At 35.3% G+C, this 15,877-nt stretch carries 11 protein-coding genes and 1 CRISPR repeat array; of the genes, 9 read left to right on the top strand and 2 right to left on the bottom strand.

The genetic code is table 11. The annotated features are described in order from the left end of the window. Window positions 1-413: 413 nt before the first annotated feature. Window positions 414-682: direct repeats of the CRISPR family, unit length 29 nt; unit sequence GTTCACTGCCGAGTAGGTAGTTTAGAAAT. Between the two features lie 253 nt (window positions 683-935). The 8 genes from H3T54_RS00410 to H3T54_RS00375 all read left to right on the top strand — a co-directional run bounded on the left by H3T54_RS00410 (window position 936) and on the right by H3T54_RS00375 (window position 11,708). Further along, the gene (locus H3T54_RS00410) at window positions 936-1,652 is read left to right on the top strand and encodes an epoxyqueuosine reductase QueH (protein WP_110447749.1); all 717 of its coding nucleotides are present in this window, start codon (window positions 936-938) and stop codon (window positions 1,650-1,652) included. A 213-nt stretch (window positions 1,653-1,865) separates the two neighbouring features. Then, window positions 1,866-6,140 (top strand): acyl-CoA dehydratase activase-related protein, encoded by a 4,275-nt coding sequence (locus H3T54_RS00405; protein ID WP_198220347.1) that lies wholly within the window; start codon window positions 1,866-1,868, stop codon window positions 6,138-6,140. A gap of 21 nt (window positions 6,141-6,161) precedes the next feature. After that, the gene (locus H3T54_RS00400; protein WP_198200052.1) at window positions 6,162-6,779 is read left to right on the top strand and encodes a CDP-alcohol phosphatidyltransferase family protein; all 618 of its coding nucleotides are present in this window, start codon (window positions 6,162-6,164) and stop codon (window positions 6,777-6,779) included. A 3-nt stretch (window positions 6,780-6,782) separates the two neighbouring features. Continuing rightward, window positions 6,783-8,540, top strand: a complete 1,758-nt coding sequence (locus H3T54_RS00395; protein ID WP_198220346.1) for a bifunctional alpha/beta hydrolase/class I SAM-dependent methyltransferase — start codon at window positions 6,783-6,785, stop codon at window positions 8,538-8,540. 2 nt (window positions 8,541-8,542) lie between these two features. Then, window positions 8,543-9,865, top strand: coding sequence for a phosphatase PAP2/dual specificity phosphatase family protein (locus tag H3T54_RS00390; protein WP_198220345.1), 1,323 nt, complete (start codon window positions 8,543-8,545; stop codon window positions 9,863-9,865). Then, window positions 9,859-10,323, top strand: coding sequence for a hypothetical protein (locus tag H3T54_RS00385; RefSeq protein WP_110447754.1), 465 nt, complete (start codon window positions 9,859-9,861; stop codon window positions 10,321-10,323). The genes H3T54_RS00390 and H3T54_RS00385 overlap by 7 nt, the downstream gene beginning before the upstream one ends. Before the next feature lie 35 nt (window positions 10,324-10,358). Further along, window positions 10,359-11,300, top strand: a complete 942-nt coding sequence (locus H3T54_RS00380) for a phosphatidate cytidylyltransferase (protein ID WP_198220344.1) — start codon at window positions 10,359-10,361, stop codon at window positions 11,298-11,300. Between the two features lie 144 nt (window positions 11,301-11,444). Beyond that, window positions 11,445-11,708, top strand: coding sequence for an HPr family phosphocarrier protein (locus tag H3T54_RS00375; protein WP_034913021.1), 264 nt, complete (start codon window positions 11,445-11,447; stop codon window positions 11,706-11,708). 123 nt (window positions 11,709-11,831) lie between these two features. Here H3T54_RS00375 and H3T54_RS00370 read toward each other — a convergent pair whose 3' ends face one another. Next, a complete protein-coding gene (locus H3T54_RS00370) occupies window positions 11,832-13,211 on the bottom strand; it encodes an APC family permease (RefSeq protein WP_198220343.1) in 1,380 nt (459 codons plus the stop codon). A gap of 367 nt (window positions 13,212-13,578) precedes the next feature. Next, the gene (locus H3T54_RS00365; protein ID WP_198220342.1) at window positions 13,579-15,261 is read right to left on the bottom strand and encodes an amidohydrolase; all 1,683 of its coding nucleotides are present in this window, start codon (window positions 15,259-15,261) and stop codon (window positions 13,579-13,581) included. 148 nt (window positions 15,262-15,409) lie between these two features. On the opposite strand from H3T54_RS00365, the gene matP reads away from it, so the two are divergent. Then, on the top strand, window positions 15,410-15,874 hold the full coding sequence (matP, locus tag H3T54_RS00360; RefSeq protein WP_110448052.1) for a macrodomain Ter protein MatP: 465 nt from the start codon (window positions 15,410-15,412) through the stop codon (window positions 15,872-15,874). The last annotated feature ends 3 nt before the right edge of the window (window positions 15,875-15,877 follow it).

Genomic DNA, 15,877 nt, shown 5'->3' with positions numbered 1-15,877 from the left:
TTACAAAATAATCATGATCAAATCATGCTCGCAATTTTTTATTTGATGATGATTGATATGACTTATCGTGGTTATATGGATATTAGAAAGAATGCATTCTCAAATAGAATTAATAAAGCCTGCATTATGAGCACTAGATTCGAGTTTTAAAGACTCTTTTTTACTCAATGTCGAACTAGCGCAAAATCAATTATTGAGCGAGAAACAGCGCATATTAAAGCAAAAAATATAATTGATAAATGGAATAATGTTTTGTCTGTAATTAGACAACATTAGTAAAACAACCCTTTTTTTACCGACACTTATAATTCATTTAAAATCAAACAATTATAAATTGGTGTGAAAAAAGGGTTTTTAGTTATAAATTGGTTATTATTCTTTTTCTGAACAAAGTTTATTGTGTATAATGTTCTTGTTCACTGCCGAGTAGGTAGTTTAGAAATAACGCCTCACAAATAGTTGTAGTGGGCGTAGGTTCACTGCCGAGTAGGTAGTTTAGAAATTTTGGTATTTACTTAATTATGACCTTTTGGTGTTCACTGCCGAGTAGGTAGTTTAGAAATGAATTAGCCCAAACGCTCAGCGTTGCCCAATGTTCACTGCCGAGTAGGTAGTTTAGAAAAAAAAGATGGTCAGCTTTTTACGCCGTGTTAGTTCACCGCCGCATAGTTAGTCAAAAAATTCTGTTGAAACACTTTATTAAAAATGTCTAACTCATGATTTAGGCATTTGTCACTTTTTGACTGCTGCAAAATGATGAAATTGGCATTTAAAAATTTGAGGAAAAGGGTTTTTAATAACCGCAAATTTAGCGAAAAAATTAAATGTTAATTCCGAAAAACAAAATTGTAACTTAAACTTGAACGCTTAAGCAGATCACTATATTATACGCGCCTTAAAATTCATCAATCAGCCAGATACTTGAAAGAGTCCTAATGTTAATTAATGCCAAAGATATTCTTGAAAAATTAAATCCACATAATAAAGTAAACTACGATTCAGTTTTGAAAGAGGTGATTGCTGATTGGCAGTTAGCATCAGCACGACCAAAGTTACTAATTCATAGTTGCTGTGCACCATGTAGTACTTATGTACTGGAGTATTTGGCTCAGTATGCAGATATTACTATTTATTTTGCTAATTCGAATATTCATCCGCGAGTAGAATATGAATATCGTAGTGTTGTACAACAAAAATTTATTGCTGATTTTAATCAAAAAACCGGCAACAATGTTCAGTTTTTAGAAGCTCCGTATCAACCAGCAGAATTTATTAAAAAGGTTGAGCATCTACGTGATGCACCAGAAGGTGGTGAGCGTTGTCATCTTTGTTATAAGATGCGATTAGATTTAGCGGCGATTAAAGCACAAGAGTTGGGCTTTGATTATTTCGCTAGTGCTTTAACGCTAAGCCCGAAAAAGAATAGTCAGAAAATTAATCAAATTGGTTTTGAAATTCAAGAACTTTTTTCGGTAAATTATCTGCCTTCTGATTTCAAAAAGAATAATGGTTATAAAAGATCTATCGAACTTTGTAAGGAGTATGATGTTTATCGTCAGTGTTATTGTGGTTGCATTTTTGCTGCAAAAGCACAAGGGGTTGATTTAAAGAATGTTATTGCCACAGCTAAGCAAGGTTTGGCAAATGCATAACGTTAATTTAGCGGATTTTGTATTTGAAACTCCGTTGAATTTTTATTAGTCAAAAAATATCCAAAAATATCCAAAAATGTCATTTTTATAAACAAATAGATTAAAAATTAGAAAGATTTCGCTATAATAATTCCATAATAAAAATATAGTTATTTAGTAATATTTGTGACCCTTTTATAGGTTAAGTCTGATTTTGCAAATGTGAGTTTGTTTATGCCAAAAATGTATAGACTTGGATTGGATGTCGGATCTACTACAGCAAAATGTGTCGTACTTGATAAGCAAGATAATTTTGTTTATACCAATTATGTTCGCCATAATACCCATATTGTTCCAACAGTTTTATCACTATTAGATGAAATTAAACAACAATTGGGTGAAGATATTGTATTATCGGTCAAGGTGACTGGTTCTGCTGGGATGGGTATTTCAGAAAAAGCCGATATCGCCTTTATTCAAGAGGTGGTTGCCGCATCGGAAGTGGTACAGCGCAAATATCCAGAGGTTAGAACGTTAATCGATATTGGTGGTGAAGATAGTAAAATGATCTTCTTTTTTCCTGACCGCCCGCCTGATATTCGAATGAATGGTAGTTGTGCTGGAGGTACTGGGGCATTTATCGATCAGATGGCGACCTTGCTCAATACTCCAGTACAAGAATTTGATCTTCTAGCAACTCAACATGATAAAGTCTTTCCTATTGCATCACGTTGTGGTGTATTTGCTAAGACTGATGTGCAAAATTTAATTAGCCGTAATGTATCAAAAGAGAATATTGCCTATTCAGTTTTACATGCTGTCTGTATTCAATTGGTCAATACGTTAGCTCGTGGTTATGATATCGTACCCAAAGTAATGTTGATTGGTGGACCGTTTTCGTTTATTCCAACGTTAGGCAAGGCCGCGTTAGAGACACTAAAGTTAAATGAAGACCAGATAGTTACCACCGAGCATCCTACTTTGTTGTCCGCTTGGGGCGCAGCGATTCATGCAATTGAACGTAGTCAACTTACACTTACTGAATTTATTGATAGATTAAATGCCTCAACCAAGATTCAAGTCAATCAATCTTTTAGGTTAAAACCACTTTTTAATCAAGCCTTGTCTTTTGATGATTGGCAACAAAAACGCAACTATATTCAAATCCCCCGTCTAGCTTTAACAGCTTACCAAAAGCAGAAAGCGTATTTGGGAATTGATAGCGGTTCAACTACCACTAAAATTACCTTAATTAGTGAGGATGACGAGCTACTTTTTACTTATTATGCGCCTAATAATGGCCACTCAATCACCGCATTAATTAAAGGGTTAACGGTATTAAAGGATGAGATTGCTGCATCAGGTAAAGAGATTATTATTGCTCGCACAGGTGTCACTGGTTATGGTGAGGAACTACTAAAAGCCGCTTTTGCGATTGATGATGGTCTAGTCGAAACAATGGCGCATTTTGCTGCTGCTAAACATATTGAGCCTAAGGTCAGTTTTATCATGGATATTGGTGGTCAAGATATGAAAGCCATCTTTATTGCCAATGGTGTCGTAAATCATATTGAGTTAAATGAAGCATGTTCTTCTGGCTGTGGTTCATTTATTGAAACCTTCGCAAAATCACTCAATTCAAATACTATTGATTTTGCTGACGCAGCATGTAAGTCCAATAATCCCTGTGATCTGGGTACCCGTTGCACAGTTTTTATGAACTCAAAAGTGAAACAGGCACTGCGTGAAAACGCAACAATGGGCGATATTTCTGCAGGGTTGGCTTTTTCGGTGATTAAAAATGCCATTCATAAAGTACTGAAATTACATGATATGCGCAAATTAGGTGATCATATTGTGGTGCAAGGAGGGACGTTTAAAAATCCTGCGGTGTTTCGTGCCTTAGAGCAGTTAACTGGGGCTCAAATTGCTAGTTCAAATATTCCTGAACTCATGGGGGCTTATGGTGCAGCATTAGTGGCAAAAAACCATTATGCGCAACAACAAACACCTTCGCAATTTATTGGATTAGATAATCTACATAAAGCTGAAGATAATAAAGCGAAACCATCACGCTGTAAGGGGTGTGAAAATAAATGTGATATTATGATTTATCGTTTTGCCAATGGTCAGCGTTATTATTCTGGTAATAAATGCGAACGCTTTTTGAGTAATAATCAATATCAAGATAAAAATGCATTTAATATGTTTGATTATAAAAATGCGTTATTATTTGAGCGAACCATTATCCATAATACTGAATCTAAGCTCAATGTTGGTATTCCTCGTGTTTTAGGACAATACGAAAATTTTCCATTTTGGCACACGTTGTTAACCAATAGTGGTATTAATGTAACGTTATCACCATACTCGACGCATGAGATTTATGAAAAGGGCGCAGGTACAGTAATGTCGGATAGTATCTGTTTTCCTGCCAAATTGGTTCATGGGCATATTATGGAGCTGGTTGAGCAAAAGGTTGATCGTATTTTTATGCCGATGGTGGTGTTTGAATCTGATCAGTTTACTAATGCAGTTAACAGCTATAACTGTCCAATTGTCAGTAGCTATGCTGAGGTGGTAAATAGTGCTATCAATCCTAACCAAAAATATAACGTGCCACTGGATTATCCAGTGATCAATTTCAGTAATCAAAAATTATTGAAAAAGGGCTGTATTAATTATTTAACTTCGCTTGGTATTGCAGAAAAGATAGCTAATCAAGCATTTTCTGATGCATTAGCTGCTCAAGCGGAATATAAAAAATCGCTGTATAGCAAAGCGGTTGAAGTACTGAATAATGCTAAACAAACGGGGCGTTATGTATTTATTTTGGCAGGTCGTCCTTATCATAGTGATAGCTTAATTAATCATAAAACGCCAGAGATCTTAAATGCGCTTGGTTGCGATGTAATAACCGAAGATTCAGTGTTAGGTGCGATCAGCCAATTATCGCCTGAACTGCAAATTTGCTCGCAATGGAGTTATCCAAATCGCTTATATGCAGCAGCTAGTTTTGTTGCTGAACAACCGAAAAATATTCAGTTTGTTCAACTTAATTCGTTTGGTTGTGGCCCTGATGCGATTGTCACCGATGAATGTAAAGCAATTTTAGAGTCTAAAGGTAAAACGTGCACCATCATTCGTATTGATGAGATCACGGCAACAGGTTCGGTGCGATTGCGATTACGTTCGATTATTGAGTCAATCCGTATGAATCACCAACAACCGTTAAAAGTTGTTGAGCGTAAAAAGACGGCTATTTTTGCTAAACAAGATAAACAGAGACGGACTATTTTAGCACCTTATATCTCCGATTTTTATTCACCATTATTACCGCCGATTTTTGCGTTGTCAGGTTATAAACTTGAAACCTTGCCAAAACCAGATAAAAGTTCGGTTGATTGGGGACTTAAATATTGCAATAACGAGATATGCTATCCAGCGACCATTATTGTTGGTGATATTATTAAAGCACTTAATTCAGGTAAATATCAACGTGATGAAGTGGCTATCGGCATTACTCAAACGGGTGGACAGTGTCGAGCGAGTAGTTATCTTTCTTTAATTAAGAAAGCAATGATTAGTAATGGTTTCGAAGATATTCCTATCGTGTCACTCAGTACCGGTAATATTAATGAAATTGAGCAACCAGGTTTTAGAATTAATTGGCTAAAAACTTTACCAACGACGTTTTTTGCGATGTTATTTACTGATTCGATTTCGAAGATGTTCTACTCGATTGCGCCTAGAGCCAAATTTAAACAACAAGCTAATCAATTGAAAGAGCTTTATATTAGAAAATTACAACAACTTATCAATCAACATAAAGGCAAAAAGGCGATCTTTGCGTTGTTAAAAGAGGCGGTAGAGCATTTCAATCAAATCGAGACATTAAATAAAGATTGCCCACAAATTGGTATTGTTGGTGAAATTTATGTTAAATATAACAGTTTTGGTAATCAACATAGTGTTGATTGGCTAGTTGATCAGGGTATTGAACCTGTTATTCCGCCAATGATTGAGTTTTTTGCACAATGTTTTGTTAACTATGATAGTAATGTTGACAATTATATTGTTAACAAGAGTTTCGTCGCTTATTTTGTTCACTTTTTTGAAAAGGTAGCGCAAAAGTATATTGATCAAACTAATCAGATTTTATCTGATTTTAAACACTATCAACCATTTCATAATATTCGTGATATGGCGAAAAAGGCAGAAGAAATTTTAAATTTAGCCAATCAATATGGTGAGGGTTGGTTAATTCCTGCAGGAATTATGACCTTTGCTGAGCATGGCATCAATAATGTTATTAGTTTGCAACCATTTGGCTGCATTGCTAATCATGTTGTTTCTAAAGGGGTTGAGAAACGTATGCGTGATCTTAATCCAAAATTGAATCTACTCTATTTGGATTTTGATGATGGCGCAGGTGAAGTCAATGTACTCAATCGTTTGCATTTTATGGTAAGTTCATTAAAGTATGCTCAATTACAAAGAATTGTATAATTATATATTAAGGATCGATCTGTGTTTTCTATTTATCAATTAAAATCTCGCTTTCAAACATTGCTTCGTCCTTATGTTAATTCGCTTTATTATTCACGAATAACCGCCAATCAAGTCACGTTAGCTGCTTGTGCTGGATCGATATTGATTGCTTTATTAGTTGGCTTTTTTGCCGATCATCAATGGCTGTTTTTGTTAATACCCGTATGGATGTTTATCCGGATGGCTCTTAATGCTATTGATGGTATGTTAGCCAGAGAATATCGTCAGAAATCCAATTTAGGAGCCTATTTAAATGAGATTTGTGATGTGATTTCCGATTGTGCTCTGCTGTTAATCTTTACTCAAATAAATCAAGTTAATACCAATTTAATGATATTAGTAATCTTGTTATCATTTCTAACCGAATACGCAGGCGTACTAGGTGTGATGATTGGTAGCTCTCGACGTTATGATGGACCTATGGGGAAAAGCGATCGAGCTTTAGCTTTCAGCCTAATTAGTTTAGGAATTGCAACCTATTTATTGCCTCTTGAATGGCTAAATGTTCTATTGTGGTTTATCACCTTTTTGTTATTAATTACTGTGATTAATAGAGTGAAAAAAGGATTGCAAGAAGCGAAAAATAATAAGGAATAAGGAATGCGTGAACAGCAGCAAAACACATTTATTAGTCATGATGACTGTCAATTATTTTATCGTTATTGGCCTGCAGTCGATAGTGATACTAAAACGCCTTCAAAAGCAATTGTACTTTTTCATCGTGGGCATGAACATTCTGGACGAATTGCTCATTTAGCTGAAGAGCTGGAATTACCTGATTTCCATATTTTTGCTTGGGATGCGCGAGGAAATGGCCAATCTGATGGTCAACGTGGTGATGCGGTAAATTTTGCCACTCTGATAAAAGATGCCAACTGTTTTATACAGCATATCATTAAAGAATATGCGATTGAAATGCAAGATATTGCTATTATTGCACAAAGTGTTGGTGCAGTAATTGCTGCTGGTTGGGTGCATGATTATGTACCGAATATTCGCGCTTTAGTTTTAGGTGCTCCAGCTTTTAGCGTTAAATTATATGTGCCATTAGCGGTACCTGGACTTAAGTTATTATATAACTTGAAAGGCAATTTCTTTGTAAATAGTTATGTCAAACCGAATTTACTAACTCATGATGATAGTCGAGCAGATTCTTTTAATAAAGATCCTTTAATTACTAAACCCATTTCGGTTAGATTACTGCTTGATTTGTATGCGGTAGCGGATCGAATTGTTAAGGATGCCAACGCGATCACTGTTCCTACACAGTTATTAGTTTCTGGTTGTGATTTTGTGGTGCGACGAAAACCACAACAGGCGTTTTATGATAATTTAGGAACCAATCAAAAAGAGTTTCATATCCTACCAAAATTTTATCATGATACCTTTGGTGAAAAAGATCGTTATATGGCAATTGATAGAGCAAGGCGATTTATTCAAGGTTGTTTTGCTAATCAACCCAATGCTCCAAAGTTAACTAATGCCGATCGGGTAGGTTATACTCGATCCGAAACCGATAAGTTAGCTTTACCACCTTCGGGTTGGCTTAAACCATGGTATTGGAAGTTAGTCAAAGCGACCTTGAAATATGCTAGTAATATGTCGGATGGAATTAAACTAGGATTTGAAACAGGTTTTGATTCCGGTAGTACACTTGATTATGTTTATCGAAATGAACCATCCGGCACTTCAAAATTGGGGCAATTTTTTGATTATCTCTATTTACAATCTATTGGTTGGCGAGGGATTCGACAACGAAAAATTCATCTTGAACTGCTCTTAAAGCAAGCTATTGAACTGTTACAACAACAATCTACTGAAGTAAATATTGTTGATATAGCCGCAGGGCATGGTCGATATATTTTAGAAACCATTAATCAAATCGCTAATAAACCTAATTCGGTTTTGTTGCGCGATTATAGTGATATCAATATCCGTGATGGACAAGCACTAATTGAGCAACAAGGTTTAAGCGACATCGTTCGTTTTGAAAAAGGCGATGCATTTAACCGTGAGCAACTCGCACAATTATCTCCGCAGCCTAATTTAGCTGTGGTATCAGGATTGTATGAATTATTTGGTGATAATCAACTGTTACAGCAATCTTTATCTGGCTTGGCTGATGCAATTCCACAAGGTGGGTATTTACTTTATACCAATCAACCTTGGCATCCTCAATTAGAGTTTATTGCTAGAGCGTTAACTTCACATCGAGAAGGGCAACCATGGATCATGCGACGCCGAACACAGATCGAGATGGATCAGTTAGTTGCCGAAGCAGGTTTTAGTAAAGTGACCATGTTAGTAGACCAGTGGGGGATTTTTACCGTATCACTGGCACAACGAACTTCGCATTGATTATGTTAAAACTCTTTAGCCTACTTAATGTCTATAAATGTGTATGGTTAGCCGGTTTATCAGTATTCTTTTTTGCTAGCTATAATTTTGCCAACTGGCTATCATCTCAACGTGAGGATGTAACAAGTCTATTTTTTAGTTGGGAATATTCTATTCCACTTTGGTCATGGACGATAATTCCTTATTGGTCTATCGATCTGATGTATGGTTTAGCTATTCTTTTAACATCTTCTTGGCAATCACTTAAAAATCTTGGTTTAAGGCTGTTAACGGCACAAGTGATTTGTATCACCTGTTTTCTAATTTTCCCGCTTAAGTTCTATTTTGAACGCCCAGCTTTGGATGGATTTTTGGGCTTGATGTTTGATATTTTAATGGGATTCGATAAACCGTTTAATCAAGCTCCTTCATTACACATCACATTATTAGTTATTTTATGGCAATTTTTTGCTCAATATTTTCGGGGGATTGGACGTTATATATTACATGCTTGGTGTTTTTTAATTGCACTTTCGGTTTTAACGACTTGGCAACATCATTTTTTCGATATTCCAACTGGATTATGGGTAGGGTGTTTTTCTATTTGGTTATGGCCCGATAATATGACGACGCCATTAAAACATCGACCATTAACTAAAAACTATATTTGGGCGATGATCTATTTTTGTTTATTCCTACTGTCACTCACTATAGCTATTTACTTTTCTGGCTGGGCACTCTGGTTGTTATGGTTGGCTGGTGCCTGGTTATTGATTGCAACTAATTATTTGTTGTTTGGCACCTCCGGTTTGCAAAAACAGCAAAATGGTCATTTTAAGTTAGCCGTTTATCTGCTCTATTTGCCATTTTTTGCTATTATGTGGCTCAATTCAAGGTTATGGACAATTAAACATCCAACTGATGATTTGATTATTGATGAAGTTTATTTAGGTCGCATTCCATCCTCAAAAACGCTAAATCAAAATCATTTTATATCGGTTGTCGATCTTTGTGCCGAGTTGCCAATTGGATTTTTTAACGGTAACTATAAGCTTATTCCTGTTTTAGATATGACCCCCTTATCACAACAAGAGTGTCAGCAGGCTGCACAAGCTATCGAATATTATCGACAGCAGGGTAAACTATTAGTCTGTTGTGCTTTAGGTTATTCGAGAAGTGCAACTGCAGTTATTGCATGGTTATTGTGGACTAAAAGAGCTAATACTCTGCAACAGGCGATAGGAATAGTAAAAGAACAGCGGAATTCAATTGTAATTTCTAGCCAGCAACAACTGATTTTATCCAATTGGTTGGTTAACTTTAAAGATGAGATAGCGATATGTTGAGTAGTAATAATAGGTCGCAAAATAGTGTAACTAAAATAGATATAGTAACGTTTTGTTGTTTTTTATCGATAAGTAAACATATTGATCTTTTTTCGATACTATTAACCATATTAGCTGCTATTGTCGCTTTGATTCATATTTCTCTAACATCATTAACTATCAGTTGTCTAATCATTTTTATTCTAGGTTTAATGAGTAAGTATTATGCAATAAGGATAGATTTTGATAGAAAATTGTTTGAATATTTATCTGAGCATGTTGATCATTTACCTGAAGAGCTGCTAGCTATGGACATAGCATTAGCCAATTTGCAACTAATCAAACCTCATCAATCATCAAGAACGCTGTCTGAACGGCAAAAAGGGATTTTATCACTGTTTAAAAGGCAGGTAGTACTATTTTTATTACAAAATTGTTTAATCGTTTTTATAATGATTAATGCTATTATCACAAGTTAATAGATTACCACCACAGCAATATAAGGAGCGCTGAAATGTCCCATTTCCAATATGATACACTATTATTATTTTTGGGCATCGGCTTGTTTTTATTAGTGGCAACAATTATTGGTCAATTGTTAAAATATCGTCTTACATCGCCTAATAGTGTTATCGATAATTTAAATACTCGCATCAATGCGTGGTGGGTAATGGTTGCCATTATTGGTTTAGCATTTTGGTTTGGACAACTGGCAGTAATTTTTTTGTTTTTTGTTATTTCAGCTTTAGCATTGCGAGAGTTTCTTATTTTAACGCCTATCAACCACTCTGATTATTTTGCCCTAATATTTGCTTTTGCAGTTGCTTTACCCATGCAATATATTTTGGTCGCCTTAGCATGGTATGGTTTATTTAGTATCTTTATTCCTGTTTATGCTTTCTTGTTTCTGGCGATATTTGCCACAATAACTGGTTCAACCGCTAATTTTTTGGCGAGAATAGCCGATGTACAATGGGGATTAATGATTACGGTATATAGTATCTCGTGTGTGCCAGCATTATTAGTATTAGATATCGAAAATTACCAAGGCCGTAATCTATTACTCATTGCTTATTTAGTATTAATCGTTCAGTTATCTGATGTGTTGCAGTACGTATTTGGCAAATTGTTTGGTAAACATAAAATTAGCCCAAACGTATCACCATCAAAGACGATTGAAGGCTTTATTGGTGGTGTTTTATCTGCTAGTTTTATTGGTGCCTGTATGTGTTGGATCACTCCGTTTACTTTTATACAATCAGGACTTATTTCTTTAATGATCACTTTGTTAGGATTTATGGGTGGTCTGGTTATGTCTGCTATTAAACGCGATCGTGGCGTAAAAGATTGGGGTAAACTAATAGGTGGTCACGGTGGAATACTTGATCGTTTTGATTCTATTTGCTTTGCTGCGCCGATATTTTTTCATATCGTAAGATATTTTTGGGTAGTATAGCTTTTAATGTGATGAAAAATATTAGCAAAACTATCAGATAATCAAATAATTTCAAAAATTGATGCTAAAAAAGAGCAAAAAAAGTTAATTTATGATATAAATACATGCATTGTATTAACGTTAGATATATGTAAGGACTATAATATGTTAAAAGAGCAAATGGTAGTAAAAAATTCAACTGGTTTACATGCACGCCCAGTAACAACGCTTGTTAAATTAGCTGGCCGTTATAAATCATCAATTGAACTTGTTTATAACGACAAAGCCATTAAATTAAAAAGCATGATGGGTTTACTTGGTGCTGGCGTTAAAGGTGGTTCAACTGTTGAAATCATCTGTGATGGTGAAGATGAACAAGCAGCAATGGATGAAATCCGTGAATTATTTGCTACAGGTTTTGGTGAATAATTTTAAGCGATTTTAACTTAGTTTATTTTATTTACTGAGAAATGAAAATTCCGTCGACCTTGGTCGACGGAATTGTTTTAAAAGGGCATCAACTAAATACTTTTAAGTAGACCTAATAGATTACTAATCTTTGATGATTGAATCCAATTCTGTATGATCAATAGAAGGCAATGATTTGGTAAAACATCGAGTTAAATAAAGCAAATAACAAAATCCAATTACTAACCAAATTAAACCTACCGTCATCGCTGTCGTTTCAAGACTGGTCCATAGCCATAACGAAAGTGATACGCCAATTGCTGGCATTAATCCATATTTTAAAAGCATTGGTACTGTTTTTTCCGTACCACTTAGGTAGCTTTTGATTACGCATAGGTTAACGAAGGTAAAGGCTACTAAGGCGCCAAAACTGATCATTGAAACGACTAAACTTAAATCAAGTACCAAAGAGAGTAGTGAAAAACAGGAAACAAAAATAATTGATAAATAAGGTGTTCGAAAACGAGGATGAATTTTATAGAAGATCTGTTTTGGTAACACACCTTCACGCCCCATTGCATAAAAGATTCGTGACACACTAGTTTGTGCGGTCATTGTAGAGGCAAATACACCTGTCAAATAAGCGGTTTGGAAGAAATTATACATAAAATCATTACCGTATTTGCCAAGTATACTGGTTAGATGACTTATGCTATCAACTTTACGCATTACATCTAAACTGGCAGTATCTTTATTATCAACAAAATCTGTCCATTGTGGGTAAGCTAAATGTGCACAATATGAGACAACTAAAAATATACAACCTGCAATCAATACGGTGCCGATAATCGCTCTTGGTAAGGTTTTTTTCGCATCATTGGATTCTTCTGCTAGTGTTGCTATAGCATCAAAACCTAAGAAGGCAAGACATAATATGGCAGCTCCAGAAAATAAACCACTAAAATCATCGGTTGTGACGGATATTGGTTTTAACATTGTTTCAGGTGTCAAATGAACATTTGTCAATGTCAAAATAATAAACAATACGATGAATAATGCTTGAAAGAAATTCAAAGTAATATTGGCCCAATTAATTAACTTGATTCCAAGGTAATTTAATACACTTACACCTACAATTGATGCCAATACATATACATAAGCTGGAATACTATCATATAGTTCATGTAGATAGATCCCTAAAACCAAGTAATTTAATATTGGTAAAAATAGGTAATCAAGAATTTGTGCCCAACCAACTAAGAAACCTGCTTTTCCACCAAAAGTTCGTTGTACATAGGTATAAGCCGAACCAGCAATAGGTAGTTTATTTGCCATTCGGCAATAACTTAATGCTGTGAAAAAGATCATGGCAAGGGTGATGATATAGGCTACAGGTAAGTGTCCATTACTGACAACGGTAACTTCCCCATAAGTGGTAAAGATCCCTAAAGGAACCATATAAGCTAAACCAAATGCAATCAATGCAGGTGTGGTTAAAACTCGTTTCATTTTTATTGCGGACATGATTTAATTTGCTCCTCTGTCCCAAAAAACAATAAAAAACTACTAAGTATAGTTTTGCCTTTTTACCCGCTTAAAGCGGCAGGGAATTCTCCCACATTATTATAATTATGCAAGCTAATTTTTAGTAAAGATCATAAGTCCGCGTAATTTGTGAGCTTTTTTTGATAAAAAAAATAAGTCAGCTTGTTAATTGTGTTCAATAAATACTAAAGTTGAATAATTTAATTGGCTATTTGATGGCTTTATTGTTGTTTGAAAAATGTATTTTCCAATCGATTGTTGCACAGGTTTGATGTTGATTAGTTATAAAAAAACACCCTGACAATGGCAGGGTGTTATATTTTTTTAAAACAATAGGTTAGTTCAATTATGCTTGTTGGTAAACTGTTTTGCCGCCTACAATTGTGGTTAATACTTTGACGTTTTGTATATCTGTTGCCGGAATGGTAAATGGATTACGATCTAAAATAATTACATCAGCAAACTTACCTTTCTCAATAGATCCGATATAGTCTTCTTGTTTTAAAACATAAGCAGCACTGATGGTCGCACAGCGTAGTACTTCAAGTGCTGTTAAATTGCGATCACTGTTTAAACGTGGATGTTCAGCATCAATCTGTCTAGTCATAGCTATTTGGAAATCATACCATTCATTAAGCGGATCAATTGGCCAATCACTACCAAAAGCACAAGTTACCCCAGCATCAATATATTGACCGTGTGCTTCTAAACCATTATAACGTTCAGCACCAAATAATGTTTTATACTGTTCAATCATTGCAGAACTACAGCCGGCCCACTGGAATGAAAAAACAACATTTGCATTTAATTGTTTATAACGGTCAAATTGATGCATCGCACTAAGTTCATTATGAGCTGTGCTTGGTCTAATATCTGCATTGGGTAGTGCTTTACGCATTTTTTCAATCGCATTAAGCACCACTTCAATGGCTCCTTCGCCAACGGTGTGCATGTGTGGATGAAAGCCTGCCCGTGATGATTCTAAAATTAATGCATCAAGCATTTCTATCGAATAATAGAGGTCACCATAGCGATCTTTTTCATTTTCTAATTGATAAGGTTGTAATAAACGAGCTGTCATTAATGGAGCTTGCATTACACCATCGACAAATAATTTGGTATGAGATACTTTAATTCCTGGTTTTGGTTGCCAGTTTTTGTCATTATAATGCTCAGCAAATTGTTTAACGCGATCAATAACTGCCGGAATATCTTCTATACTACCAACATCATCAGGTGGTAATTCTCGGGCTCCAAATAATCGGATCGACAGTTGGTCTTGTTGTTGTAATTTTAGAAATGCATCAGCTTGGGTTTCTGTTATCCGCGCATCCATTACCGCTGTTACACCTTGCTTATTTAATTCTTCTTGTGATAATTTAGCAATGTTTACTGCTTGTTCGTCGGTAAGTTTGGAAATACTGTCAAATGCACGCATTGCAGGAGCATCTTCTAATATACCGTTTAAATCACCATCCTGAGTACGCCCAATTTTGCCATCAGATGGTTCAGGTGTATTACGATCAAGGCCAAATTTTTCTAATGCAATGCTGTTGGCAACTAGCGTATGACAGTCATTTGAAAATAGAATGATAGGACGCTGAGTATTAAGTTTATCTAAATCGAATCGAGTAATATCTGTACCAATTGGTAAAACTTCTTGGCGCAACCAACCTCGAACTTGTAACCAACTACTACTATTGTGAACGGAATCATTGTCTAAATATTGTTGAATAATGGCTAAAGTATCATCTACAGTTAAACTCTGGTAATTTAGATTACATGAGGATAATTGCATGCCGCCCCAAAAGGTATGTAAATGGGCATCAATAATCCCTGGCATCATAGTTTTACCTTGTAGGTCATAGATTATCGTGGAATTATCAACATATTGACTGTTATTTATCTCTTGCGTGTAGCCGATTGCAATAATATAGCCATTTTGAATTGCAATCGCTTCACAAACCGTATCGTGTTGGTCAGCAGTATAGATGTAACCATTAATATAAATAACATCGGCTTTTGCCATTATTTTTGATTCCTTAAAAAAGATCTGAAATTAAGGGTGAACGATAGCAGATTTATAAAAAATTTGTCAAATGCAATAATTTTCTTTATTGTGTGTCAAGATTATGTTACAACTAACATATTTAGTTACAGCGTCACAAGGTGAACCGATGAAATACCAGCAGTTAGAAAACCTTGAATGCGGTTGGAAGTGGCACTATTTAGTAAAAAGGCATTTGGAAGGGGAGCTTATCACTCGTTATATTGAAAAGAGTGCTGCTCAACAAGCCGTAAATGAATTATTGTTATTGGAACACAGACCGACTGCGGTTATTGATTGGATTAAGCAGCATCTAAATCCAGATTTAGATAATCGTATGAAGCAAACCATTCGAGCACGACGAAAACGACATTTTAATGCCGAACAGCAAAATACACGTAAAAAGTCTATTGATTTGGAATTTCTAGTCTGGCAACGATTGGCTAATTTAGCTAAGCGCCGAGGATGTACGCTGTCACAAACAATTACACAATTAATTGAAGATGCAGAGCAAAAAGAGCAATATGCTAGTAAAGTATCGACAATTAAAGATGATTTACTGTCATTACTTGATGTCAATATAGACGGTAAATAACTT

The sequence above is a fragment of the Gilliamella sp. B14384G10 genome, from assembly GCF_016101685.1.
Taxonomy (GTDB): Bacteria; Pseudomonadota; Gammaproteobacteria; order Enterobacterales; family Orbaceae; genus Gilliamella; species Gilliamella apis_A.
The sequence above is the reverse complement of the archived record's forward strand: the minus strand, read 5'-3'. Positions and strand labels throughout refer to the sequence as shown.